This is a genomic window from Corynebacterium sp. UBA4397 (assembly GCF_002390965.1).
Classification (GTDB): Bacteria; Actinomycetota; Actinomycetes; order Mycobacteriales; family Mycobacteriaceae; genus Corynebacterium; species Corynebacterium flavescens.
In genome coordinates this window covers 36,720-60,382 of sequence record NZ_DGRD01000020.1, presented here as the reverse complement: position 1 = coordinate 60,382, position 23,663 = coordinate 36,720, and the positions used below count along the sequence as shown (strand labels likewise).

Annotated in this window: 21 protein-coding genes, 1 tRNA gene and 1 pseudogene; 10 read left to right on the top strand and 13 right to left on the bottom strand. The window is 60.7% G+C overall.

Annotated elements, in window-relative coordinates:
- Window positions 1–18: 18 nt before the first annotated feature.
- Window positions 19–216, bottom strand: coding sequence for a DUF2613 domain-containing protein (locus B2696_RS04705; protein ID WP_075730667.1), 198 nt, complete (start codon window positions 214–216; stop codon window positions 19–21).
- Between the two features lie 22 nt (window positions 217–238).
- Complete coding sequence (locus B2696_RS04700; RefSeq protein WP_075730666.1) at window positions 239–757, bottom strand: universal stress protein; 519 nt, start codon at window positions 755–757, stop codon at window positions 239–241.
- 59 nt (window positions 758–816) lie between these two features.
- On the opposite strand from B2696_RS04700, the gene B2696_RS04695 reads away from it, so the two are divergent.
- Together B2696_RS04695 and B2696_RS04690 are read left to right on the top strand one after the other, a co-directional pair.
- A complete protein-coding gene (locus B2696_RS04695; protein ID WP_286954222.1) occupies window positions 817–1,935 on the top strand; it encodes a glycoside hydrolase family 3 N-terminal domain-containing protein in 1,119 nt (372 codons plus the stop codon).
- 33 nt (window positions 1,936–1,968) lie between these two features.
- Complete coding sequence (locus tag B2696_RS04690) at window positions 1,969–3,654, top strand: VanW family protein (protein WP_286954221.1); 1,686 nt, start codon at window positions 1,969–1,971, stop codon at window positions 3,652–3,654.
- Here B2696_RS04690 and B2696_RS04685 read toward each other — a convergent pair.
- Window positions 3,651–3,947: a hypothetical protein gene (locus tag B2696_RS04685; protein WP_286954220.1), complete on the bottom strand. Its 297-nt coding sequence runs from the start codon at window positions 3,945–3,947 to the stop codon at window positions 3,651–3,653. The genes B2696_RS04690 and B2696_RS04685 overlap by 4 nt on opposite strands.
- On the opposite strand from B2696_RS04685, the gene B2696_RS04680 reads away from it, so the two are divergent.
- Window positions 3,925–4,968: a sensor histidine kinase gene (locus B2696_RS04680; RefSeq protein WP_286954219.1), complete on the top strand. Its 1,044-nt coding sequence runs from the start codon at window positions 3,925–3,927 to the stop codon at window positions 4,966–4,968. The genes B2696_RS04685 and B2696_RS04680 overlap by 23 nt on opposite strands.
- Window positions 4,969–4,978: 10 nt before the next feature.
- Window positions 4,979–5,662, top strand: a complete 684-nt coding sequence (locus B2696_RS04675; RefSeq protein WP_075730662.1) for a response regulator — start codon at window positions 4,979–4,981, stop codon at window positions 5,660–5,662.
- A gap of 8 nt (window positions 5,663–5,670) precedes the next feature.
- Here the strand turns inward: B2696_RS04675 and B2696_RS04670 are convergent.
- Window positions 5,671–5,744: transfer RNA gene (locus B2696_RS04670), tRNA-Gly, on the bottom strand.
- A 93-nt stretch (window positions 5,745–5,837) separates the two neighbouring features.
- Here B2696_RS04670 and dcd point away from each other — a divergent pair.
- Complete coding sequence (gene dcd / locus B2696_RS04665; RefSeq protein ID WP_286954217.1) at window positions 5,838–6,401, top strand: dCTP deaminase; 564 nt, start codon at window positions 5,838–5,840, stop codon at window positions 6,399–6,401.
- A gap of 42 nt (window positions 6,402–6,443) precedes the next feature.
- On the top strand, window positions 6,444–7,763 hold the full coding sequence (locus B2696_RS04660; RefSeq protein ID WP_286954216.1) for a UDP-glucose dehydrogenase family protein: 1,320 nt from the start codon (window positions 6,444–6,446) through the stop codon (window positions 7,761–7,763).
- Here the strand turns inward: B2696_RS04660 and B2696_RS04655 are convergent.
- The 4 genes and pseudogenes from B2696_RS04655 to B2696_RS04640 form a co-directional block, all read right to left on the bottom strand.
- A pseudogene (locus B2696_RS04655) lies at window positions 7,746–8,806 on the bottom strand (YibE/F family protein). The gene B2696_RS04660 and the pseudogene B2696_RS04655 overlap by 18 nt on opposite strands.
- A 184-nt stretch (window positions 8,807–8,990) precedes the next feature.
- On the bottom strand, window positions 8,991–10,220 hold the full coding sequence (locus tag B2696_RS04650) for a pyridoxal phosphate-dependent aminotransferase (RefSeq protein WP_276623280.1): 1,230 nt from the start codon (window positions 10,218–10,220) through the stop codon (window positions 8,991–8,993).
- Between the two features lie 55 nt (window positions 10,221–10,275).
- Complete coding sequence (locus B2696_RS04645) at window positions 10,276–10,917, bottom strand: DUF1707 SHOCT-like domain-containing protein (RefSeq protein WP_286954215.1); 642 nt, start codon at window positions 10,915–10,917, stop codon at window positions 10,276–10,278.
- Window positions 10,918–10,970: 53 nt separating this feature from the next.
- Window positions 10,971–13,169, bottom strand: coding sequence for a (Fe-S)-binding protein (locus tag B2696_RS04640; RefSeq protein WP_349679251.1), 2,199 nt, complete (start codon window positions 13,167–13,169; stop codon window positions 10,971–10,973).
- A 254-nt stretch (window positions 13,170–13,423) separates the two neighbouring features.
- On the opposite strand from B2696_RS04640, the gene B2696_RS04635 reads away from it, so the two are divergent.
- On the top strand, window positions 13,424–14,494 hold the full coding sequence (locus B2696_RS04635; protein ID WP_286954214.1) for an HNH endonuclease signature motif containing protein: 1,071 nt from the start codon (window positions 13,424–13,426) through the stop codon (window positions 14,492–14,494).
- On the opposite strand, the gene B2696_RS04630 is transcribed toward B2696_RS04635, so the two are convergent.
- From B2696_RS04630 to B2696_RS04610, 5 genes are all read right to left on the bottom strand, one after another.
- Window positions 14,491–16,461, bottom strand: coding sequence for an ABC transporter ATP-binding protein (locus B2696_RS04630; RefSeq protein ID WP_286954213.1), 1,971 nt, complete (start codon window positions 16,459–16,461; stop codon window positions 14,491–14,493). The genes B2696_RS04635 and B2696_RS04630 overlap by 4 nt on opposite strands.
- Window positions 16,461–18,179, bottom strand: a complete 1,719-nt coding sequence (locus tag B2696_RS04625; RefSeq protein ID WP_286954212.1) for an ABC transporter ATP-binding protein — start codon at window positions 18,177–18,179, stop codon at window positions 16,461–16,463. The genes B2696_RS04630 and B2696_RS04625 overlap by 1 nt, the downstream gene beginning before the upstream one ends.
- A 72-nt stretch (window positions 18,180–18,251) precedes the next feature.
- On the bottom strand, window positions 18,252–19,052 hold the full coding sequence (locus B2696_RS04620) for a family 1 encapsulin nanocompartment shell protein (RefSeq protein ID WP_286954211.1): 801 nt from the start codon (window positions 19,050–19,052) through the stop codon (window positions 18,252–18,254).
- Window position 19,053: 1 nt separating this feature from the next.
- Entirely contained in the window at window positions 19,054–20,034 is a 981-nt protein-coding gene (locus B2696_RS04615) for a Dyp-type peroxidase (protein ID WP_286954210.1), read from the bottom strand.
- 60 nt (window positions 20,035–20,094) lie between these two features.
- The gene (locus B2696_RS04610; protein WP_075730652.1) at window positions 20,095–20,484 is read right to left on the bottom strand and encodes a methylenetetrahydrofolate--tRNA-(uracil-5-)-methyltransferase; all 390 of its coding nucleotides are present in this window, start codon (window positions 20,482–20,484) and stop codon (window positions 20,095–20,097) included.
- A gap of 182 nt (window positions 20,485–20,666) precedes the next feature.
- Here B2696_RS04610 and B2696_RS04605 point away from each other — a divergent pair, with 182 nt between their 5' ends.
- Genes B2696_RS04605 through B2696_RS04595 form a run of 3 tightly spaced genes read left to right on the top strand, consistent with a single transcriptional unit; the run spans window position 20,667 to window position 23,649 of the window.
- Complete coding sequence (locus tag B2696_RS04605) at window positions 20,667–21,446, top strand: phosphoadenylyl-sulfate reductase (protein ID WP_286954209.1); 780 nt, start codon at window positions 20,667–20,669, stop codon at window positions 21,444–21,446.
- On the top strand, window positions 21,443–22,375 hold the full coding sequence (gene cysD, locus B2696_RS04600; protein ID WP_075730650.1) for a sulfate adenylyltransferase subunit CysD: 933 nt from the start codon (window positions 21,443–21,445) through the stop codon (window positions 22,373–22,375). Before B2696_RS04605 ends, cysD begins: the two co-directional genes overlap by 4 nt.
- Complete coding sequence (locus B2696_RS04595) at window positions 22,375–23,649, top strand: sulfate adenylyltransferase subunit 1 (protein WP_276623290.1); 1,275 nt, start codon at window positions 22,375–22,377, stop codon at window positions 23,647–23,649. Before cysD ends, B2696_RS04595 begins: the two co-directional genes overlap by 1 nt.
- The last annotated feature ends 14 nt before the right edge of the window (window positions 23,650–23,663 follow it).

Sequence of the window (23,663 nt, the reverse complement as noted above, 5' to 3'; positions counted from 1 at the left end):
AACCGGGAGGGAGGGGGACTACTCGCGCGAGCCGTACTCGGGTCCGCCCATGACCGCCTGATCTGCGGGAACGGCGTTGCCCTGCGGCACGGCATCTGAGCCCGAGAACTGGGCGATTCCGATGATGGTGACGACGCCGAGCGCGATGCCGACCACAGCGCTGCCCACGGCGGGGCCGAGGGTGCGCTTGTTCAATGAATCGGTTTCGAGTGCCATAGACCCAGATACTAGCAGCTAATTAGAAATACTCGGGTTCTTCTGCGTCAGAGTCTGTGGCTGTGTCTTCGTCACTATCTTGAGGGACGATGAATACGGGCAGCCCGGAGTTACGCACGATCTGCTCTGCGGTGGAACTGGTCCACCAGGCGCGGAAGCCGCTCAAGGCGCGGGTACCGGTGACGATGACGTCGACGTCGAGCTCGTGCGCGGCGTCAACAATAGCGGAGGCAATGGTGGTGACTGATTCCACGAGGTGCGCGCGCCCGGCCAGGCCCAACCCCTCAGCCACGGCGATGCCCTGGCGGCAGATGCCCACCGCCTCTTGATAGGCGGCGTCATCCTCGACGTTTTCTGGGACCGCGATGGTGGGGTGCATTCCGGTGCGACCCACCGCGCGGGCGGCTTGGCGCGCAGCTGGCTCCCAGGCGGTGAGTATCTCCACCGTGTCGGGGCGCAGCAGCCGCGCGGCATACTCCATGGCGCGGTCCGCGCGTTCGGAGCCGTCATAGGCTATCAGCATAGTCTCGCCGTTACTCATGGCGTCCATGATAGACCGGGTTTCGGGGCGAATGGGGGATGTGAGGCACACTGGTAGCCATGATTTCCAGCCGTAGCCTTCCGATTCTTTCGAGCCTTGTAGTCTCCCTTTTCGCCGCAGGCGCCCTCAGCGCGTGCGCGACGGATAGCCAGGAACCGCAGAGGCCGGCCACTACGACGACCTCTGCACCTGCGGAAACGCAAGTGGCCCCCATCCAAGATCAGCGCGCGCAGGCGGCCTCCTTGTTGATGCCCCCGGCCCGTGACTACGCGGATGCCTTGCACAAGCTGCGCGCCGGGGTGGGTGGAATCTTCATCCCCAGCTGGGCGGATCCCGCGCTGCTGGGTGAAGGGGGCCAGAACCTGGCGGCCCTGCGCGCTGAGGTGGGCCACGATTTCGAGGTTTCCATCGACTTTGAGGGCGGGCGAGTGCAGCGCTTCTCGGAGATCCTGGGTGACTACCCCTCGCCGCAGGAGATGGCCGCGCACAACACCCCGGAACAGATCGAGGCCATCGGCGCTGAGATTGGCACTAGCCTTCATGCGCACGGCATCAACGTGGACTTTGCGCCCGTGCTCGACGTCGATGGCAACGGCCTCGAGGTCGTGGGGGACCGTTCCTTTTCTACTGATCCCGCCGCCGCGGGCGAGTATGGCGCGGCCTTCGCACGGGGATTGCAATCGGCGGGGGTCAAGGCGGTATTCAAACACTTCCCGGGCCACGGCCGGGCCTCGGGCGATACCCACGTGGCCGAGGCGATAACCCCGCCACTCGACCAGCTCTATGGGCACGAGTTCATCCCCTTCGCCGAGGCGGTTCCCGCCGCCCCAGAAGCTGCCCTGATGATGGGGCACCTGGAGGTTCCCGGCTTAGGGGATGGTCATACTGCGGCCTCCATCAACCCGGCCGCCTATGAACTCGCACGCGATTTCTTGCACTTCAATGGTGTGATTTACACCGATGACCTGGGTGGAATGGCGTCAATCACCAACTCACTGAGCATCGAGGAATCCGTGGTGGCAGCGATCGCCGCGGGCGCCGACATGCCGCTGTGGTCCACGGATGAGGATATTGACGCGATTATCGACGCCGTGGATTCCGCCGTCACCTCCGGCACTATTGCCCCCGAAACCTTCGCCTCCGCCGTCGATCGCGTCGCCGCCGCCACGCCCAACTAGTAAAAGAGCCGGTGAGGGCGTTAGTCTTAGTGCGTGGAAAAGCATCTAGCTAAACGTAGCAATAAGGTCTGGCTGGTAGCCGCCGGCGTGCTGGCCGGACTTGTGCTGATCACGGCCGTTGTTTATATCTGGGACGTTGCCACCAATCAGGGCAAGGTTCCCCGTGCCACCTCGGTGGGCGGCGTTGATATCTCGAACATGGAACGCACGGCGGCCGTCGACAAGCTCGCCACCGAGCTCGGTGGGGTGGAAAACAAGCCCGTGACCGTGCGCTCTGGCGATCTCTCGACCGAGCTACTGCCGGCGGACTCAGGCCTGGTGCTCAACTTCCAGGCCGCCGTGGATGCCATCGATGATGCCTCCTATAACCCCTTCACGCGCCTGTATAGCTTCTTTGAAGCGCCGCAGGAAATCCCCGTCACCGTCGACGTGGACCAGGCCGCGCTGAACTCCTCCCTGCAGCACGTGCGCGAGGGCTTGAGCACCGCGCCGACCGACGGCAACCTGGAGCTCAACAACGGCGAGCTCAAGGTCACCGCCCCCATCCTCGGGCAAACGGTGGATGAGCAGAACTTGCAAGAAAAGGTCACCGTAGACTGGCTCGACCCAGCCGGCGTTACGGTGGACCCGGTGGAGGTAGAACCCGCTATTAACGACGCCGCTATTGAAGCGATGCGCACCGGCGAGGCCGCCAAGGCACTGGATAACCCGCTGACCATCCACGGCAAAAACGACGTCACTGGAGTGCTGAATAAGCCGGAGATCTCCCAATTCGTCTCCATCGAGGCCAAGGACGGCAAGCTGGGTCTCGTGGTCGATCGCGAGCGCGCCCGCGAGCTTTTCACCGAGCGCATGAACGGCGCCGACGTGCCAGGCGTCAACGCCAAGGTCTCCTTTGCCGGCGATTCGAAGAGCGTAACGCCTTCCAAGGACGGCGAGGTCATTGACTGGGACAAGACCCTGCACGAGCTTGATAAGCGCGTGCGCGGCGACGACCGCACCTGGGACGCCGACTACCGCCCCGACCCGGCGGAGTTCACCACGGAGGATGCGGAAAAATCCACCTTCGATCAGACCATCGGCGAGTTCAGCACCGGCGGTTTCTCCGGCCCCTCCGGCGAGAACATTCGCCTCGTGGCCGAGAAGGTCAACGGCGCTGTGGTCAACCCCGGCGAGACCTTCTCCCTCAATGGCTTCACCGGCCCGCGCGGAACCGCGCAAGGCTACGTGGAATCCGGCATCATCATCGACGGACACGCGGGCAACGCCGTCGGTGGCGGCATCTCCCAATTCGCCACCACCTTGTACAACGCCTCCTACTTCGCGGGCATGCAGGACGTGACGCACACTCCGCACTCCTATTACATCTCTCGCTACCCGGCCGGCCGTGAGGCCACGGTCTACGAGGGCGCCATCGACCTGCAGTTCAAGAACACCTCGAACTACCCGGTGCGCATTGAAACCAGCTTCGGGGGCGGAAACATCACCGTGCGTTTCAAGGGAGTAAAGACCGTCGAGGTTGAGTCCATCAGCAACGGGCGCTGGGCAAATACCGAGCCCAAGGTCATGTCCGTGACGAAGGATTGTTCGCCCTCTAGCGGCGCCCCCGGATTCACCACCTCTGATACCCGCATCATCCGGGATCTCTCCGGGCGTGAAATCTCCCGCGAGACCAACACCACCGTCTACGATCCGCAGCCCATCGTCCGTTGCGGCTAGTCACCACGGCGCCCCTCGCTCTGACACGTCTCACTCATCTGCCGTTCTAGCTGGCTGTCGAGGTCACACCGAATCTCCTGGGAGATGAACTCGCCGTTGCGGTGGGCCACCCGCAGCAGGTCATAGCCAAAATCGTGCACGCGGCAGGCGGGTTCGAAGGAGGCGGGCAGTGCCACCGGGGAGGAGCACGATCCCGTCGGGTTCTCGGGCAGACCCGCCCCGCTGGTGGGCCGGTAACTCAGCTTCGCCACCAGCTGCGGGGAGAACTCGATGCTGGTGCTACCGGCTGCCAAGGCTGCAGCGACGGGGACCTGGCCGGTTCTCACCGCGCTGCGCTGGCCCGGGCGCTCCTGGGCATTCGTTGCCCTAAGCTGCCTCGTATGTGTGCCTTTCCCCGACAACCCCGACTTTGCCCTGGGATGGCCGGTTGCCTTTCACTTGGCGCTGGCCTTTACCCTTGGCGTCGCGATAGTCAAGGCCTCGGATAAGGTCGCCGTGGCTGCGGTGCTCGGTTCGACGGCGCTGATGGCCTTCAACCCTGCAGAAGTCCGCGCCGGCTGGGTAGTCGGCGTGATTGTCTGGTCCATATTCTTCCTCCTGCTGCGCTGGCTGCTGGCCTCGCGCGCGAGTTTACGCCTCGAGTCCAGCCGGGCGAGCGAGGAATCCCAGTTGCGCGTCATGGCCGAGGAACGCAACCGGCTCAGCCGCGATCTCCACGACGTGGTTGCCCACCAGATGTCGATGATCGTGGTCCAGGCGCAGTCCGCGCCCTACCGCCTGCAGGGAGTGACCCCGGCCATCCACGCGGAGTTCGATTCCCTCTCCTCCACCGCCCGCGAGGCGCTCAACCAGGTCCGTGAGCTGCTCGGCGTGCTGCGCAGCGACGCGGAGGAGGGCGCAATGACCCCGGTGGGCGCGGATCAGATCGAACCGACGCTAGCCGCCGCCCGCCGCGCCGGGATGGACATCAGCTGGGTTATCGACGCCGATGTAGCCCACATCAACGAGACCGCCGGGGTGGTCTTGCAGCGCGTACTTCAGGAGTGCCTCTCCAATGCCTCGCGCCACGCCCCCGGGGCAAAGGTCCTCGTCGCACTGCACGGCACGCAGCATGAAGGGAAGAATTGGGCGCAGCTCAAGGTCGATAACGGCCCGGCCGCAGCAGGTTCCCTTCGCCCTCCTGAGCATGGCGGCGGCTCCGGCATTGAGGGAATGTCAGCCCGCGTGCGCACCGTGGGCGGAGCATTCAGCGCCCTGCCGGCCGCTGATGGCGGCTTCAGCGTCACCGCCGAGATCCCCCTTAACGCCAGGTAGGTTGGGAAGTATGGAATCGCGCACTTCACCCATCACCGTGGTCGTCGTCGATGATCAGGCCATGGTCAGGCAGGGATTCGCAGCCCTGCTCAACGCCCAGGAGGGCATCACCGTCGTGGGCGATGCCGCCGATGGCGCGCAGGCAGTCCAGCTCGTCACCCGCCTGCTTCCCGACGTCGTCTTCATGGACGTCCGTATGCCCATCATGGACGGCCTGGAGGCGGCACGCCGCATCCTGCACTATGGCTTGGACAAGGCCCCGCGAATCATCATGCTGACTACCTTCGATCTCGATGATTATGTCTACGAGGCCCTGCGCATCGGCTGCTCGGGCTTCCTGCTCAAAGATGCCCCCGCCGAGGAATTGGCTCGCGCAGTCCGCCTCTCGGTCTCCGGCGAGGCGCTCTTGGCTCCCACGGTGACCAAGCGCCTCATCAAGGACGCCGTATCACGAAACTCGCGTACACATTCCCGCACGGAGCGTGCCGCCGCCCGCGCCTTGAGCGCGCTAACGCCCCGTGAGCGCGAGGTCATGGAACAAATAGCCACCGGGCGCTCCAACGCAGAAATCGCCGCAGAGCTCTTCATCTCCGAGGAAACCGTCAAGTCCCATGTGCGCAAGATCCTGCAGAAGCTCTCCCTGCGCGACCGCGCCCAGGTCGTGGTATTCGCCTACGAGCACGGCGTGGTCTAGAAAAAATTTGGAGCCGACGACGGGAATCGAACCCGCGCCAGCAGCTTGGGAAGCTGCAGTTCTACCATTAAACTACGTCGGCACTGCGCCTTTTACAGCGCTGGGATAACTCTAGCACCCGACAACTTGGCGATGTTAAACGGCTCGCGTTTGTGGCACCGCGTAGAATCTAGGCGTGCTTCTTTCAGATCGTGATATTCGTGCAGCCATTGCCTCCGGAGACCTCGGCATCGATCCCTTCGATGCCGACTTGATCCAGCCTTCTTCTATCGACGTGCGCCTAGACAAGTTCTTCCGAGTTTTCAATAACTCGCGCTACACGCACATCGACCCCAAGCTGGAGATGCCTGAACTCACCAGCCTGGTCGAGGTCGAGGAAGGGGATGCCTTCGTCCTACACCCAGGAGAGTTCGTGTTGGGTGCCACCTTGGAAAAGGCCTCCTTTCCCGCGAACCTAGCCGGCCGCCTCGAGGGCAAGTCCTCCCTCGGCCGCTTGGGCCTGCTCACTCACTCGACCGCTGGGTTTATTGATCCGGGCTTTTCCGGTCACATCACCCTCGAGCTTTCCAATACCGCTAACCTGCCAATCACCCTGTGGCCGGAGATGAAGGTGGGACAGCTGGCCATCTTCCAAATGTCCTCACCCGCGGAGAATCCCTATGGCAGCGGTGCCCTGGGCTCGAAGTATCAGGGCCAGCGCGGGCCAACGCCCTCGAAGTCTTACCTGAACTTTCGCTAGCTTTAATCCCGCGTTCAACAACGCCGCCTAGGATGAGTCTTCATGCACATGACGGTTATTGGGACGGGTTATCTCGGAGCTACACACGCGGCCTGCATGGCTGAGTTGGGGCACACGGTCATGGGGGTGGACGTCGACAAGCACAAGATCGCGTCCCTAGCCCGTGGGGAGGTTCCCTTCTTTGAACCGGGACTTCCGGCCGTCCTGGAGCGTAATATCGCGGCTCAGCGCCTGAGTTTCAGCACCGACTATGCCGAGGCAGCTGCCTTTGCCAGCGTACATTTCCTGGCGGTCGGCACCCCGCAGAAGCGTGGCTCCTACGCGGCGGATCTCAGCCACGTTGAGGACGTCATCACCGAATTGGTGCCCCAGCTGCGCGGAAAGAACACGATTTTTGGCAAGTCCACCGTGCCAGTGGGCACAGCAGCACACCTCCAAGACATGGCCAATGAGCTTGTCGCGCCCGGTGCCAGTGTGGAGATTGTGTGGAATCCGGAGTTCCTACGCGAGGGTTTTGCGGTCAAAGACACCATCAGTCCGGACCGCATCGTCGTGGGGCATGCCGGCACGACAGATGTAGAAGCTATCGCCCGCGAGATATATGCCCAGCCCTTGTCCCAAGGTACGCCCTTGCTCGTCTGCGACCTGCAGACCGCGGAGCTGGTCAAGGTCGCGGCAAATGCCTTCTTGGCCACCAAAATCTCCTTCATCAACGCCGTCTCCGAGATCTGTGAAATCGCCGGGGCGGACGTGGTTCCCTTGGCCAAGGCCATTGGCATCGATGATCGCATCGGCTCTAAGTTCTTGGGGGCCGGGCTGGGCTTCGGTGGCGGCTGTCTTCCCAAAGACATTCGTGCCTTCATGGCTCGGGCGGGAGAACTCGGCGCCGACCAAGCTCTGACCTTCCTGCGGGAGGTGGATGCCATCAACATGCGGCGCCGAGATCGTTGCGTTGATATGGCCAAGGCAGCTTTCGGTGGTTCCTTGCTGGGGCGCCGCGTGACCGTCCTAGGCTGCGCCTTCAAACCCAACTCCGATGATGTGCGGGACTCGCCCGCGCTTTCCGTGGCAGGCTCCCTCTCGCTGGCTGGCGCGGCAGTAAGAGTCTATGACCCGCAGGGCATGGACAATGCCAAGAAGGTATTCCCCACGCTCGACTACGCGGAGTCTGCCCGCGCTGCACTCACGGAAGCCGAGCTGGTCATCCTGGCTACCGAGTGGCAGGAGTTCCGCGACCTTGACCCAGCAGCCACAGCAGCACTAGTCTCGCGCCCCTACCTCATCGATGGGCGCAACGTGCTCGACGTGGAAGCCTGGCAGGCCGGAGGCTGGCACATCAAGGCACTAGGCCGCAGCCTCTAGTACCTCCCGCTTTGGCACCGTTAGTGCGGCGATAAGCGTGGTGATGGGCACTGCCAGGGTCAGTGCCAGCGCGCCGACAATGGAGCGCAGGAGCTCCGTGGAGACCAAGTCTCTGGAGAGAATTTGGGCTGCCGGCCTTTGCGCTGCGGTGATGAGCAGCAAGAGAGGCAGCGAGGCACCGGTATAGGTCAAGACGATGGTGTAGACCATCGACGCGATGTGGTCGCGCCCGACTTTCATGGCGGAAATGAATAGTTGCCCTGGCGAGGCCTGCGGATCGAGCTCGCTTAACTCTGTGATGGTGGACGCTTGGGCTATAGCGATGTCGTTGAGGCCGCCCAAAGCGCCGATGACGAAGCCACAGAGGAGAACCCCCACGATGGAGACTCCCAGCAAGTAAAGCAAGAGCTTGAAGTTGTCATCTGAACTCAGGCCCTGCAGGTTCGTCGAATCGATCCCCGCATGCGCAAGGAAACCGCCAATAAGCAACGCAATGAGCAGACCACCGAGGGCCGATGCGGACTTCCAATTCACGCCGTGGACGAGCGGAACCACGCACATGATGATCGCGGAACAGGTCACTAGTGCCAGCAACAGCGGATTATGTCCCTCGACGAGCGCGGGCAGAAGATAGAAGAAGACCACGCCCAAGCTTATGGCCAAGCCGATGATGGCGCGCAGGCCGTGCCAAGCGGCTAGGGCAATGATGACGATGGTCGTGATGATGGTCCACAACACGAGGTTGCCGGTGCGCTGTTAATCCGCGAAGGAGTAGTTCATGGCGCCGTCGGGAGCGGTGCTCTCCGCGAGCAAAATCATGTCTCCCACGTGCAGTTTCGGCTCGCCCGCGACGCCGAAGTACACCAGCTGCGTCATGCGGCCCTAATTGGACCCAGAGGTGATATCGACCAAGGAACGTGAGCACTCTCCGCCGGCCTCTGCGGGGATAAGGGGAGGCTCGTCGAAGACCTTTCCGGTGACGTCGGACTGGCAAATGGCATTATCGACGGGGTAACCGTGCCCTCTACCTGCGGATGGTTCATCCCATAAGTCTGCGAGAACTCTGGGCTGGTGTGATCCGAAATAGGAGTGGTGGGGCGGAGGAAGAAGGCCCCAATAATGGTGAAAAGAAGCGCCAACCCCAGCCCGCAGGCCAAAGCAATGCGACACGGATTACGCGTAGTGACCGGCGTGTCTAGGGCCGTCGAGTGCTTTCCCTTTGTGTTTCTACTGCCTGTAGCTCGCCAGGAAGTTTCCGAGCCGCTCGATGGCGTTGCTCAGCTGGGATGCCCAGGGCAGGGTGACTACACGGAAGTGATCAGGAGCCGGCCAGTTGAAACCGGTGCCCTGTACGAGCAGGATCTTTTGCGACTTCAAAATGTCCATCATGAGCTGGGCATCATCGTGGATTTCGTAGACTTCTGGGTCTAAGCGCGGGAAGCAGTACATAGCGCCCATTGCCTTGGTCACCGAGACGCCGGGGATGGAATTGAGCTTTTCATAGGCAACATTGCGCTGTTTGAGCAGCCGGCCCTCCGCGCCCGTGAGCTCGTAGATGGATTGGTGCCCGCCGAGGGCAACTTGGATGGCGTGCTGAGCCGGAACGTTGGGACATAGACGAGTACCGGCCAATAGATCGAGTCCGTCGATGAGGCCACGGGCACGCTCGCGCGGCCCAGTGATGACCATCCATCCTGCCCGGTAACCGGCCACACGATAGGCCTTGGACAGCCCATTGAAGGTAAAAGTGAGGAGGTCCGGTGCTAGGGAAGCGATTGAGATGTGCTTCGCTCCATCGTAGAGGATGCGGTCATAGATCTCGTCCGCAAGGATGAGCAGGTTGTGCTCGCGAGCGACGTCGACGATCTGCTGCAGCACCTCACGGGAGTAGACCGCACCGGTGGGGTTATTCGGGTTGATGACCACGATGGCCTTGGTCTTTTCCGAGACCTTGGCCTTAATGTCCTCGATAGAGGGGTTCCACTCGTTCTCCTCATCGCAGAGGTAGTGCACCGCAGTCCCGCCGGCCAGGGTGGTAGCCGCAGTCCACAACGGATAATCCGGCATCGGAATGAGGATCTCATCGCCCTCGTTGAGCAGAGCCTGGGTGGTCATGGAAATGAGCTCGGATACGCCGTTGCCGAGGTAAATATCATCGACATCGAAGGCGGGGAAATCTTCCAACTCGTAGCGCGTGACGATGGCCCGCCGTGCCGAAATTATTCCCTTCGACGTGGAATAGCCTTGCGACGTCGGCAGCGAAGCAATCATATCCCGCATGATGACGTCTGGCGCCTCAAAGCCGAAGACGGCAGGGTTACCGGTGTTGAGCTTCAAGATGGAGTGCCCATCGAGCTCCATGCGCTCCGCCTCTGCCGAAACTCCACCCCGAATGTCATAGGAGACGTTCTTGAGCTTCTCGGACTTATCAAAACTGTGGTATTTCGGTGAGGTCATGGCGAATATATTGCCACCTTTCTTTAGGTGGTGAAACCTCTCCTCGCCGAAAGCGCTATTTTTTATTCCACTTATCCAGTTTTTGCCTGGCTAGTTTCAACGCCTCGTTGGTCAGTTCGCTGGCTTGTTGACGGCGCTGCGCCCACTGCTGGGACTCAATCATCTTTTGTTGTGCACGCTCATGCGCGGTGGCCGCCTGCAGCTCACGCTGCTTTTGGCGCTCCAGCTGCCTGGGCGAAGGCTGATGCCAAGAACGTGGCCCTAACTTCGCCACGTAGAGCAAGACCCACAGAATAGGAACAAGGAAAAACAGTGCCGCCCCACCGACTAAGAGCCCCGGTGCGCTGGCGACGAGACCAGATCCCACCAGTGCAAACCCGCCAAAACTCAAGCCCAAAGTTCCCACCACGCCGGTGGCAACGCGTGGCTTGCGCGAGTTTTCATAAGCGCGTTGCACGTCTTCGCGCGAGTAGATCTTGACCTCGTTTGATGCGGCGGCGGGAATGTCCGCGAAGATGGGGAGCAGCGCCCCGCGAGTATTGGCGCGCATGACATCGTCGGAGCGCTCCTCGAACTCTTCGATGCTTAGCCTTCCTTCACCGACTGCGCGAGCGAGATTGTTCATCGCCTCATTGCGCTCGGTGTCAGAAAGCCGCACAGAATTATCGCGCGGGTCGGCTCCATAGATATTCGTCACAACCCGAATACTAGCAAATCCCGAAATCTATCTGCAGGCTCTGTTCAGCGAGATCAGCTGGCCGGAGGAGCGGGAGTAGGAGGAGCTGGTGGTGCGGAGGGTGGAGTAGGAGGAGCTGGTGGTGCGGTGGGAGGAGCTGGTGATGCAGTAGGAGGCGCAACAGGCTTCGGCACAGGCTTGCTCAGACGAGTCGGCGTGCCGAGGAAGGCCTTGGGCCGCGGAGCGGGCAGGCTGCCATCCTCGAGGGAGACGGACTCGCGCAGCATGACGGCGACGTCGTTGACCTTGGTGGGAGTCTCCGGTGCGAGGGCCTTGACCCCGCCGGTGAACATGACGTTGCAGAAGGGGCAGCCGGTGGCGATTTCCTCGGCGCCGGTATCAAGGGCGTGCTCGGTACGGAACTCGTTGATGCGGCGGCCGATCTTCTCTTCTTGGAACATGCGGGCACCACCTGCACCACAGCAGAAGGCCTCGTCACGGTTCTTGGACATCTCACGCACCTCGACGCCGGTGGCCTCGAGAAGCTCGCGGGGCGGGTCGAAGACCTTATTGTGGCGCCCGAGGAAGCAAGGGTCGTGGTAGGTGATCGGGCGTCGATTAGCGGGGGTGCGGGGAATGGGCTTGAGGAGGCCCTCGCGCACGAGGCGGTTGAGCAGTTGGGTGTGGTGGAAGACGTCGAAGTGGCCGTCGAAGTCGGGGTATTCGTTGCGCAGGGTATTGAAACAGTGCGGGCAGGTGGTGATAATCTTGCGCTGGCCAGCGGGTACGCCCTCGAAGGCGGAGTTGAGGGTCTCGACGTTGTGTTGGGCCATCATCTGGAAGAGGAACTCGTTGCCGGCGCGGCGGGCAGGATCCCCGGTGCAGGATTCGCCGGTGGAGAGCACTCCAAATTTGACGCCGGCGGTATGAAGCAGCTCGACGACGGCGCGGGTAGTTGTGCGCCCCTGCTCGTCGTAGGCGCCGGCGCAACCGACCCAGAACAGGTACTCGAGGTCGGCGAAGTCGGTGGCGTCCTCGCCGATGATGGGGACCTCGATGCCTGCGGCGCGGGCCTCGTCGATCCAGGTGCGTCGCTCGGAGTTATTGCGGCCCCAGGGGTTGCCCTTGTTCTCGATATTCTTGAACAGTCCGCCAAGCTCGGAGGGGAAATCGGCCTCGGAGAGCACCTTGAAACGCCGTAGGTCGGAGATGTGATCGATGTGTTCGATATCGACTGGGCACTGATCGACGCAGGCTCCGCAATTGGTGCAGGCCCACAAGACATCGTCCTCGATGACTCCGGCCATGGATAGTACATCGACCCCGGCATGCGGGTTGTAGTTGTCGATGGCTCCTTGGCGCAGGTCCATGACGAGCTTCTTGGGGCTGAGCGGTTTATCGGTGTTCCAGGCGGGGCATAGGTCTTGGCAGCGGCCGCACTCGGTGCAGGTGGAGACGTCGAGAAGCATCTTCCAACTGGCGGGGGTGATGTCCTTTTCTAGATCTGGGGTGGGAATGGACTTGAGGGCTTTGGCCCCGTTGGCGTTGCGCTGGAAGAAGATATTGAAGAAGGCGAGGAAGCGGTGCCACATGACGCCCCACTGGAAGTAGTGGGAGATGAGTGCGATAAAGACCATGCCCGTCAGCAGTTTGAACAGGGCGAAGAAGCTGACGAGATCGGGGGAGGCGGGCAGGACCTTGGCCAAGTGAATAGAGACGAAGTCCGTCAGTGGCGAGCCCCCGCCATAGGTGGCGATCTTGGAGGCTTTGACCAGCAGCATGCCTAAGCCTTCGAAGAATACGACAGCCTCGACGATGCGGGCGGAAAGCGTTTGGGAGTTGAAGAAGCGGGAGCCGCGGTCGCTATCGCCAAGCTTGATGCGTACCCCGATGAGGAAACAGATTCCTACGACGGTGGCTATGGAAAGCACCTCTTCGAGCAGGTGATAGACCGGCCAGTGCTGGAGGAATGGCCACCCGGAACTGGGGGAAAAGGTCTGGATGTAGGCCTCGAACCACACCAAGATTCCGAAGAGGAAACCAACCATGACCAGCCAGTGAGCGGCGTTGACTAGGGGCCTGCCCTTGAAGTGCGTATGCCCGAAGACCTCGATGAGGACCCGTTGTAGGCGCTTGCCAGGACGGTTAGTGCGGGCAGAGTTGTCTGGTCCGCCTGACTTGATGACCTGGAAGAACCTGTATGCGCGGAATAGGAAATAGCCCCACACGGGAACCGAGACGATGATGGCGATCCAACCGAAGACGGTTGACATGGAGACTCCTTATAGCTTTGATGCGCGCAGTAGTCTACAGCTTAAAGGCTAAACCCGCGCAACCGTGAGTCCTGGATTTTGCGCTACTGCGACTGCGGTGTAGAAAATCTGTGCTAAACCCTTGTGGAAGAGTGATGTGGCGATTATTATGGGTGGTATAAATCGAATGTTTGTTCGCGTCTCGGGGGAGAGTAGTGATGCTAGAAGCGTGTTTCGCGCCTTGCAATAGGCACTGTGAGTTTGCTCAGGTGTTCATGGATTCCAACCGCCTTTATTGGCGCACCTGGCACAAGGTGCTGCCCGGCCCGGAAGATGATGCTGAACTGAGTTTTTCTCGCATCGGACGCGGCTTTGGGCTCAGCGCGTACAAAGCGGAAAGGGTATTCCTCGGACTAGACACCATGTCTTATCTCCCGCGTTTGACCCGCCTGCAGGAACAGGATTGGTTCCTGGATTATGACCGCCTCATCGCCATCGGACAGGCGCTGTTGGGCGTCAAGGATGAGGTATATGTGCACGTTGATGAGGCACTTGTGGAGTTGTTTACGCCCAGCCGTAGAAACCAGCATTTGCCGGATGCGGGGAGGATTCGGGCCACCATCGTGGAAGTTCTCGCGCAGTTCTATTCAGAGCCGGAAGGAAAAGAAAAGCCGGAATCCTATCGACTGCAGCGCAGGGGCAACCGCGCCCATCTAGAGCTCACGTTGGATGCGCTCACCCTAGAATCCGTGGACCGGTTGGTGCGCAAGCGCGCAGAGGCTGAGGGAATCTCCTTGGCGGCGGCACTGGCAGCTTTGGTCCTCGATCCGGTGAAGACCAAGCTTGTTATCAATACCTTTCAGCCGGTGGGGAGCTCCTTGGCCCACCTCGAAGGCTATGGCTTCCTGGAAGTTGATTCCGAGGATATGCGCGAGGTCGGGCCGGCGGAGGAATCTGCGTACCGGCCCAGCGCCGGGTTGCGCGCCTTCGTGGAGGGACGCGATGGCACCTGTCGTTGGCCAGGCTGCCGGGTACCTGCCCATCGCTGCCAGCTCGATCACCGAGTGAACTATCACGAGGGAGGCCCCACCAGTAGCGATAATCTCGCCAGCTTATGCCAGCATCACCACAACATAAAGACGGACAAGCGGGCCTTTTATCTTTTGGATCCGCTCACCGGGGACATCTACTGGCTTTTCGCAGACGGAACGTGGGAGTCAACTCTTCCCCAAGGGCCCATCGTTACTGATTCCGCCAACTGGAAACAAAGCGTCATTCAGAGAATCGATGCCGCAGCAGGAAGAAAAGAACGGATGCGAGGACCTATGGAGTTGAGTTTTAGTTAATCCTCTTCGGAGAACTGTGACTGGCTAAGCCGCCAATAGGCGCCGCGCTTAGCCAGCAATTCCTCGTGCGTACCTTGCTCGACTATGGCGCCGTTCTCCATGACGAGGATGACATCGGCATTGCGGATCGTCGAAAGGCGGTGAGCAATGACGAAGGAAGTGCGATCGGCGCGTAGCGCGCTCATTGCCTGCTGAACTAGCATCTCGGTGCGCGTATCGACAGAGGAGGTTGCCTCATCCAAGATGAGCAGCGCGGGTTGGGCCAGGAAGGCGCGCGCGATGGTGATGAGCTGGCGCTCGCCGGCAGATACCGCACCGCCATCTTGATCGATCACGGTGTTGTAGCCCTCCGGCAGCGAATGGACAAAGCGGTCGACGTAGGTGGCCTTGGCTGCGGCAATGACCTCCTCATCGCTGGCATCGAGGCGGCCGTAGCGGATGTTGTCCATGATGGTGCCGTCGAAGACCACGGCGTCTTGAAGCACCATGCCAACTTGGGAGCGCAGCTCGTGGCGCGGCATTTGGGCGGTGTCTATACCGTCGAGGTGGATGTGCCCGCCGTCGATGTCGTAGAAACGCATGATGAGGTTGACCAGGGTGGTCTTACCCGCACCAGTGGGGCCGACAATAGCGGCCGTCTCGCCCGGCTCGACGCGGAGGTCGAGATCCTGAATAAGGGGCGAGTCCTTCTCATATGAGAAGTCGACGCCACAAAACTCCACCAGCCCGCGGGCGCGGCCAGTTAAGTGCTGGGAATCCTTCTCGGCAGTCTCATCCGGCGAGTCGAGGAACTCGAAGACCCGCTCGGCAGAGGCGACCCCGGACTGAATCTGCTGCATCATTCCGCCGAGCTGACCCAGGGGTTGATTGAATTCGCGGGAGTATTGGATGAATGCGGTGGCGTCGCCAAGCGTCATATTGCCACTGGCCACCCGTAACCCACCGAAGACGGCGATGGCAACGTAGGAAAGGTAGGAGATGAACTGCATGATCGGCATCATCATGCCGGAGAGGAACTGGGCCATGGCCGCGGAACGGAATAGCTCCTCGTTGCGGCTATCGAATTCTTCGGACATGGCGTCGGTGCGGCCAAAAACCAGAGCCAGTTCATGGCCGGAGAAAGACTCTTCGACATGGCCGTTGAGCTGACCGGTTGAGCGCCATTGGGTGGTGAACTGCTTCTGGGAGCGAGAGCCGATAACGCCGATGACGAGGCCGGTCAGCGGCAGTGATAACAGCGCGATGAGTGCCAATTGCCAGGAAACCGAAAACATCATCACGGTAATGCCCGCGACCAACAAGATGTTATAGAAGATCTGCGAGAGGGCCTGTTGGAGAGCCTGCTGTACGTTGTCGATGTCGTTAGTCGTGCGCGAAAGGACGTCGCCACGCTGGTTGCTATCGAAGTAGTTGAGAGGCACCGAGTGGATCTTTGCTTCGACGTCGGCGCGCAGTTGATAGACGCTGTCCATCACCAGACGGTTGAGGATGCGTCCCTGCCAGAGCTGGAAAGCAGAGGAAACGATATACATGCCGATGACGATGGTGATAAGCCTGCCCAGGTGCCCGAAATCAATGCCTTGGCCGGGCATGAGATCCATGGCGGAGGCCATGTCTGCGAAGCGATCCTGGCCTTGGGCGCGCAAACCCGCTATGACCTCGTCCTTGCTGGCGCCGGAGGGAAGTTGGGCGGAGATGACGCCGGAAAAGATGACATCCATCGCCCGCCCCATCACTTTCGGAGCATAAACGGCGAGGAAAACGCAGATGATATTCATGGCGGCGACCAGTATCAACAGCGTTTTAAACGGCGAAAGGAGACCAACGAGCCTCTTGGCAGAGGGCCAGAAGGCTTTGGCGCGCCGTGGGGCAGAACCGGACCACTCATCACCGGCCGTCTGCTCCTGGAGCTGCAGAGTCTCTTCCTCCGAAAGGGCGCCGTGTGCTGGTTTCTTGGAATTCGCCATTAGTTGGCCTCCACGGTTTTCTGGGATTCGACGATTTCTCGGTAGGTCTGGGAGCCGGCTAGGAGCTCGCTGTGGGTACCGCGGGCGACGATGCTTCCGGCCTCGAGAACGAGAATCTGGTCGGCATCGGTGATAGAGGCGACGCGCTGGGCCACGATGATCGTGGTGGCCTCGGCGGTATATTTGCGCATGGCGGCGCGCACCTTGGCATCGGTGATGAGATCGAGGGCGCTGAAGGAATCGTCGAAAAGATAGACCTTCGGGCGTGCTATTAGCATTCGCGCGATGGACAGGCGCTGGCGTTGTCCACCGGAGACGTTGGTCCCGCCCTGCGCGATGGGCATATCGAGCGTGTCGACGAAGTCGGCTTGGGCGGTGTGCAGTGCTTCCCACAACTGATCGTCGGTGGCATCTGGTGCCCCGAGCCGCAGGTTGGAAGCCACCGTTCCGCTGAAGAGATAAGGCTTCTGCGGCACGAGGGATACGCGCTGGGCGATGTCGGCGCGGTCCATCTGGGAGATATCGGCGCCGTCGAGAAGCACTTGGCCCTCAGTGGGCACATAGAGCCGGGGAATCAGCGACAGCAAGGTGGTCTTGCCCGAGCCTGTGGAACCGATGATTGCGGTGGTCTTACCCGGGCTGGCCTGGAAGGAGAGCGAGTGTAAAACCGGCTCGTCGGCGCCGGTATAAGTAAAGGTGACGTCGTGGAATTCCACCTCGCCGCGGTTACTGGGCGGGGTAACGGGTGCGGACGGCTCTTGAATGGAGGGCTCATGCTGGAGGACGGAGGTGATGCGCCGGGCGCAGATGATGGCGCGGGGGAGCATCATAGCCATGAACGTGCCGATCATCACCGCGGCGAGAATCTGCAGGAGATACTGCAGGAATGCGGTGAGGGAACCGACGTCGACCTGTCCGGCATCGACGCGCTTGCCACCAAACCACAACACGGCGCCAGTAGCGACATTGAGGATGACGGTAATGAGAGGAAAAAGCAGCACGAAGAGCTGGCCGATGCGCAGCGAAAGGTTCGTGATGTCCTTGTTTGCCGCGGTGAAGCGCTCGGTTTCGTGGCGCTCGCGCACAAAGGCTCGCACCACTCGAATGCCGGTGATCTGCTCGCGGAGGACGCCGTTGATTTTATCCAGCTTGTCCTGCATGACGCGGAAGAGCGGCATGAGGCGCGAGATGATCAAAGCGATGGCCGCCAGTAGCACGGTCACGGAAACCCATACTAGCCAGGACATGCCGGCATCCTCGCGCATGGCCATGATGATCCCGCCGACGGACATGATCGGTGCAGTCACCATGAAGTTGAGCATCATCATGTACACCATTTGGATCTGCTGCACGTCGTTGGTACCGCGCGTGATCAGCGTCGCTGCACCGAAGTGATGCATGTCTTCCGCCGAGAAACGCGAGACGCGGCGGAAAATTTGTGCGCGTAAATCGCGACCCAATCCCATCGCCGTCCGGGAACCAAACCATACTGCGGCAACCGCCGTTAAGACTTGGACGAAAGCGACGGCCAGCATTATGACGCCGACATGCCAGATGTAGTCGACGTCGCCCTTCGACACGCCTTCATCGATGATATCGGCGTTGAGGGAAGGCAGGTAAAGGGTAGCGATCGTTGACGCTGTCTGGAGGACTAGCACCGCAATGACGAACCAGAAGTAGGGTCGCGAACGGCTAAATAGGATCTTTATGAGTTCCATTAGTGCACACCTTGCTCTTGAGTGACCGTGTAACCCTACACGCTCTGCAAAAGATGCGCATGCTACGCGTGGCTAGATAATGGCGATGGCCGCCTCCGTTGTCACCGTGCGGAAGCTAAAGCTTTCCTGCAGGTAGAGCCGAACGTTTTCGGCGTCATGGTGAGCATAGCCGACGGAAAGATCCTGGCCGCTCTCGAAGAGGAAATCGCCACCGCGGGTGCTCAGCACCACAGCGGAGGAAATCCCCGGAGCCCAGACGATGGGTCCGTCGATGATGCGCTTGAGGTGGGTGAGCAGCGGTGCGCCACCGCGATCGCTGCCACCTTGGACGTTAATCCACGCATCCTCGCCGAGGGCGATGCCATAAGGGCCGTCGATGCCCGCTTCGCGCAGCTTGGCGACGGCGGCCGCAGCGCGCAGCGCGAAATCGCGGGGGTCATCACCGAGCACAATAGGATCATGGGGGCTGGACTGGAGGATTCCGGTGATGCCGGCTTCCTCCCAGCCATCGACGATGGCGGAGTTTTCAACGCGGGCGAGATCCAGCGCCGCCTGGTCGAGGGTGTCATAGTTGACGTCCTGCGCACCACGGGTTCCGGTTTCTAATTCCTCGCGAGAAAGTGCGAAATCAGCCCGCAGCTCGGCGAGCGGCAGTACCTGGCGTGTGCGTGCCGTAACTTCAGCCACCTGGGAAGGGATGCCCCCTCCGACTCGGCCGAGCGAAGTAGCGGAGTATTCCCAGCCGAAGGGGCCAGCGAAATCGAGGAGCTTGCGCACTCCGAGCGCAGCCGCCGAACGCGAGGTGGCCTCCTCGTCGACCTCCTGCCAGATTTCGGGGGTAATTGGGGCATGATTGCGAAGTAGATGGCTCATTTTATTTGCCTTTCTGGTTGTTTCGGATGCCGAGGGATTCGTCGGCCTCGCCCAGACTGCTCAAGAGCTCCAGGCTGGGCGCGAAGAACGTGATTCCGGTTTCGGGCGTAGAGAAATCGAGGATGCGATCGTGGAAGCCGGGTGGATCTCCGATGAACATGCGCTCGAGCATCTTTTCGATGACCCACAGACGCCGTGAATAACCGATAAAGTAGGTGCCGAACTCTCCCTTGCCAGGGGTACCAAAAGGCATATTATCGCGGACTATTTCCAGCTCTTGCCCATCTTGGGTAATTGTATTGAGGGTCTTGTGGGATTTTTGCCCCTCGGTGGCGTCTGCTAGTTCGACGTTGTCTGCTTTGCGGCGCCCGATGATGGCCTCCTGATCTTCAGTGCTCAGGGCATCCCACTTTTCCATCGGGTGCAGATACTTTTGGACAACGACGTAGCTGCCGCCACTGAATTGGGGATCTTCCTCGCCGACGAGGGCAGCTGCGGGCAGCGCGGGGCCGACGGGATTGGCGGTGCCGTCGACGAAACCCAATAGGTCACGGGCATCGAAGTAGCGAAAGCCAGTCACCTCGTCTACGGTGTCCACGCTCCCATCCAAGGCCTCAAGCAGGAGCTTCTCAAACTCGAAGCAGATATCGGGGCGTTCCGCGCGGATATGGAAGAGGAGATCACCTGGCGTGGAGATTGCGCTATGAGCCTCACCGTGGAATTCCTTGAAAGGGTGGAGCTCCTTCGGCCGAGGCAATAAAGTAAGAGCTGGCCAGACGTCACTGCCAATTCCGACGATGCATGATAATTTGCTTTGCGCATCTCGGAAACTCACGGTCTTGACCAGATCTTCCAATCCGGATAGCACCTCGCGGACGGTGTCGATGCCATCCGGCCTTACAGTAACGACCAAGAAACAAGCCGAGCGAGTAAGCGGTGCCGCTACTGCCTGTACCGATGTGCTGGGACCCACCTTGTCCATTTTCCGTGTCCTCCTTGAAAAGTGTCTTTCACTAGGAAATGGTACGCGGAATTCCCAGGCTTAGAAGCAAACAGGTGCCAACTTGGCCCGGGCGGTGAGTGCGGTCCAATCAGTCAACTCGGAAACTGGATGGCATAAGCCTTCCCAGGTAGTAAAGGCCACTCCCCGGGCAGCAAGTTCTAGGAGTACGAGCGCACGATCCTGTCGGGCGGCGAGGCGGTGGATTTCGCTCGGGGATATATCGTCGTCCGGTGCGTCTCCCACGCGGACGTTGCCGATGAGTCGCAGCCGTGGGACTGTTCCCGCTGAGCAGAGGCCTGAGAAGCGTCGTAGGAAACCAAAGGGAGCGGGGTACCTCGAGATGAGGTCCACGCACATGCCCGCGCAGATGAGTCTCTCCGCGGTAGAAAGCGCTGCTGGTCCTTCGCCGACGATGGCTACGCGCTGCATGAATCCTCCTTGTTTCGAGATGCATAGACCGTTTAGTCTAATAAACTAGTCCGAGTGGTGCAGACCGGTCAATTAATATTCTTAAGGGATTTATCGTTTGACCCAAGCTCAGCGTGGTGGAAGCCGTTTGCGGCGTGGCTCGCAGCTGCGGAAGATGCTCCTCTTGCTTAAGGTGAATCGATATGAGCCGATCTATCAATCTATTGGGCGGCGGTTACCGCGACCCAAGCATCAGCCCAGAAGGCACGCGGGATACCGCGGCCCTGGAACCGGGCATCGCTAAGCAAAACCAGCGCCTCGTCGAGGACTGGGCGGAGAAGCTGTACGCAGAATCCGCCGAGAATATTCTCCAGTGGGCCGCAGAACACGCCCCGGGGCGTCTGGCGGTGACCATGTCTATGGAAAACACTGTGCTGGCAGAGTTGGCGCATCGCGCTGGCCTCGACGCAGATCTACTTTTTATCGATACTGGCTTCCACTTCCCGGAGACTCTTGAAGTAGCAGATCGAGTGGAGGAGCGCTACCCGGATCTCCCGCTTATTCGGGTGCTTCCATTGCTTAGACCTGCGGAGCAGGATGCGGTGTACGGCCCGCGGCTCTACGCCACCGACACTGCTGCCTATAACCGTATGCGGAAAGTGGAGCCGCTGAATATGGCCATGGATCCCTATGCCGGCTGGGTTACGGGATTGCGGCGCGCCGATTCCGAGCACCGCGTCCAAGCCCCAGCCTTGAGCCTGGATCAGCATGGGCGTTTGAAGATCTCCCCGCTGGTGACCTGGAGCTTAGAGGATACCGATGCCTATATCGCAGACAGGGATCTCATCATCCACCCACTCACGCTGCAGGGCTATCGATCGATCGGCTGTGCCCCGCTGACTTTCCCGGTCTCCGAGGGCGAGGATGCACGCGCTGGGCGGGTATTTGCAGATGGCAAGACAGAATGCGGGTTACACGAATGACACAGGCTACACGGATTAAACAGGACACACATCAGGTACTTTCTCCTCACCTTAGGGACTTGGAGAACGAATCCATTCATATTCTGCGCGAGGTAGCGGGCCAGTTCGATAAGGTCGGTCTGCTCTTTTCTGGAGGCAAGGACTCGGTCGTGGTCTTTGAGCTCGCCCGCCGCGCGTTTGCACCGGCTGCGGTGCCCTTCGAGCTTCTGCACGTCGATACCGGGCACAACTTTCCGGAGGTAATCGAGTTTCGAGATCGGCTCGTTGCGGAAACCGGGGCGCGCCTGCACGTGGCCAAGGTGCAGGACTGGATAGATAGTGGGGCGCTGCAAGAGCGTCCCGACGGAACTCGCAACCCCTTGCAGTCCGTCCCGCTGGTCGAAACCATCGCCCAGCGGCAATACGACGCCGTGCTCGGCGGTGCCCGTCGCGACGAAGAGCGCGCCCGGGCGAAGGAACGCATCTTTTCCATCCGCGATTCCTTTGGCGGCTGGGATCCGCGTCGCCAGCGCCCGGAACTGTGGGACCTTTATAACGGGGGCAAGATGGCCGGGGAAAACGTGCGCGTATTCCCGATCTCGAATTGGACTGAGTCCGATATCTGGGAGTACATCGGGGCCCGCGAGCTCGAGCTTCCCAGCATCTACTTCTCTCACGAGCGTGAGCTCTTTCAACGACAGGGCATGTGGCTCTGCCCTGGAGAGTGGGGCGGGCCCAAGGAAGGCGAGGAGCTCATCCGCAAGACGGTGCGCTATCGCACGGTAGGGGATATGTCCTGCACCGGAGCAGTGGAGTCTACGGCTTCGACGCCGGATGAAATCCTGGCAGAAATCTCCATCTCTACTCTCTCTGAGCGCGGTGCCACCCGCGCCGATGACAAACTCTCCGAATCTGCAATGGAAGACCGCAAGAAGGAAGGCTACTTCTGATGAGCACCAACACCGTCGCGGCCTTGAAAGAACGCGAGTCCCTCCGCTTGTGCACAGCAGGCTCAGTGGACGATGGAAAGTCCACCTTTGTCGGGCGCCTGCTTTATGATACCAAGTCCGTGCTCGCGGATCAGGTCGAGTCGATGGAGCGCTCCTCCGCTGACCGCGGCTTCGACGGCATGGATCTTAGCCTGCTGGTAGACGGCCTGCGTGCCGAGCGCGAGCAGGGCATTACCATCGACGTGGCCTACCGCTACTTTGCCACCGACAAGCGCACCTTCATCTTGGCCGATACCCCTGGCCACGTGCAGTACACCCGCAACACTGTGACTGGCATTTCGACCTCGCAGGTGGTCGTGCTGTTGGTTGACGCGCGGCACGGCGTGGTCGAGCAAACCCGCCGCCACCTCAACGTAGCGGCACTTTTGGGAGTCCGTCACGTCATCTTGGCGGTCAATAAGATCGACCTCGTCGACTTCGACGAGCAGGTATTCTCTTCGATCGCGGAGGAATTTCACTCGGTAGCCGAGCGCCTCGGCATCACCGAAAGCGTAGTGGTGCCGATTTCCGCCCTGCGCGGGGACAACGTGGTAGAAAAGTCCGCGTCTATGCCGTGGTACTCCGGCCCGACCATCCTCGAGGTGCTCGAGTCTATCCCGGTGGTGGGCGGTCGCGACGAAGCCCTAGATTTCCGTTTCCCCATCCAGTACGTTATCCGCGAGCACGCCACCGACTATCGCGGTTATGCCGGGCGAGTTAAGGCCGGCGTGCTCAACGTTGGGGAAGAGATCACAGCCCCGCAGGGCCGCACCACCACGGTCACGCATATCGACACCACTGATGGCGAGCAGCCCCGGGCCGTGGCGGGGGATTCCGTCGTGCTGCGCTTGGCTGATGACATCGACCTCGCGCGCGGAGATCTTCTCGCCGGATCAGACCGCCCCGGTGCTGTGCGCGAGTTCGCCTCCACCGTCGTGGTCTTGACGGACAAGGCTTTGGTACCCGGTCAGATGCTGCAGCTGCGTTATGGCACATCGCTGATCAAGGCGCGGGTGGAGACAATCGAGCGCATCCTCGATCTCGACGGGCTGGTAGATGAAATCGACCCCGGCCAGGCAGGGCTTAATGATATCGCCCACGTGAAAATCCAGACTGCCCAAGAGCTGGAGATCGAAGACTATAGCGCTCGTGGCGCCGTCGGCAACTTCCTACTCATCGATCCCAACACCGGAAATACTTTGGCTGCTGGGTTCGTAGGACGGCGCCTGCGCTAGGAGCCAGGTACTAA

Excerpts from the sequence above, each read along its gene's own strand:
- B2696_RS04705 (WP_075730667.1), bottom strand. The coding sequence starts at position 216 with ATGGCACTCGAAACCGATTCATTGAACAAGCGCACCCTCGGCCCCGCC.
- B2696_RS04700 (WP_075730666.1), bottom strand. The coding sequence starts at position 757 with ATGAGTAACGGCGAGACTATGCTGATAGCCTATGACGGCTCCGAACGC.
- B2696_RS04695 (WP_286954222.1), top strand. The coding sequence starts at position 817 with ATGATTTCCAGCCGTAGCCTTCCGATTCTTTCGAGCCTTGTAGTCTCC.
- B2696_RS04680 (WP_286954219.1), top strand. The coding sequence starts at position 3,925 with ATGCTGGTGCTACCGGCTGCCAAGGCTGCAGCGACGGGGACCTGGCCG.
- B2696_RS04675 (WP_075730662.1), top strand. The coding sequence starts at position 4,979 with ATGGAATCGCGCACTTCACCCATCACCGTGGTCGTCGTCGATGATCAG.
- B2696_RS04660 (WP_286954216.1), top strand. The coding sequence starts at position 6,444 with ATGCACATGACGGTTATTGGGACGGGTTATCTCGGAGCTACACACGCG.
- B2696_RS04650 (WP_276623280.1), bottom strand. The coding sequence starts at position 10,220 with ATGACCTCACCGAAATACCACAGTTTTGATAAGTCCGAGAAGCTCAAG.
- B2696_RS04640 (WP_349679251.1), bottom strand. The coding sequence starts at position 13,169 with ATGTCAACCGTCTTCGGTTGGATCGCCATCATCGTCTCGGTTCCCGTG.
- B2696_RS04635 (WP_286954214.1), top strand. The coding sequence starts at position 13,424 with ATGGATTCCAACCGCCTTTATTGGCGCACCTGGCACAAGGTGCTGCCC.
- B2696_RS04630 (WP_286954213.1), bottom strand. The coding sequence starts at position 16,461 with ATGGCGAATTCCAAGAAACCAGCACACGGCGCCCTTTCGGAGGAAGAG.
- B2696_RS04625 (WP_286954212.1), bottom strand. The coding sequence starts at position 18,179 with ATGGAACTCATAAAGATCCTATTTAGCCGTTCGCGACCCTACTTCTGG.
- B2696_RS04620 (WP_286954211.1), bottom strand. The coding sequence starts at position 19,052 with ATGAGCCATCTACTTCGCAATCATGCCCCAATTACCCCCGAAATCTGG.
- B2696_RS04615 (WP_286954210.1), bottom strand. The coding sequence starts at position 20,034 with ATGGACAAGGTGGGTCCCAGCACATCGGTACAGGCAGTAGCGGCACCG.
- B2696_RS04610 (WP_075730652.1), bottom strand. The coding sequence starts at position 20,484 with ATGCAGCGCGTAGCCATCGTCGGCGAAGGACCAGCAGCGCTTTCTACC.
- B2696_RS04605 (WP_286954209.1), top strand. The coding sequence starts at position 20,667 with ATGAGCCGATCTATCAATCTATTGGGCGGCGGTTACCGCGACCCAAGC.
- cysD (WP_075730650.1), top strand. The coding sequence starts at position 21,443 with ATGACACAGGCTACACGGATTAAACAGGACACACATCAGGTACTTTCT.
- B2696_RS04595 (WP_276623290.1), top strand. The coding sequence starts at position 22,375 with ATGAGCACCAACACCGTCGCGGCCTTGAAAGAACGCGAGTCCCTCCGC.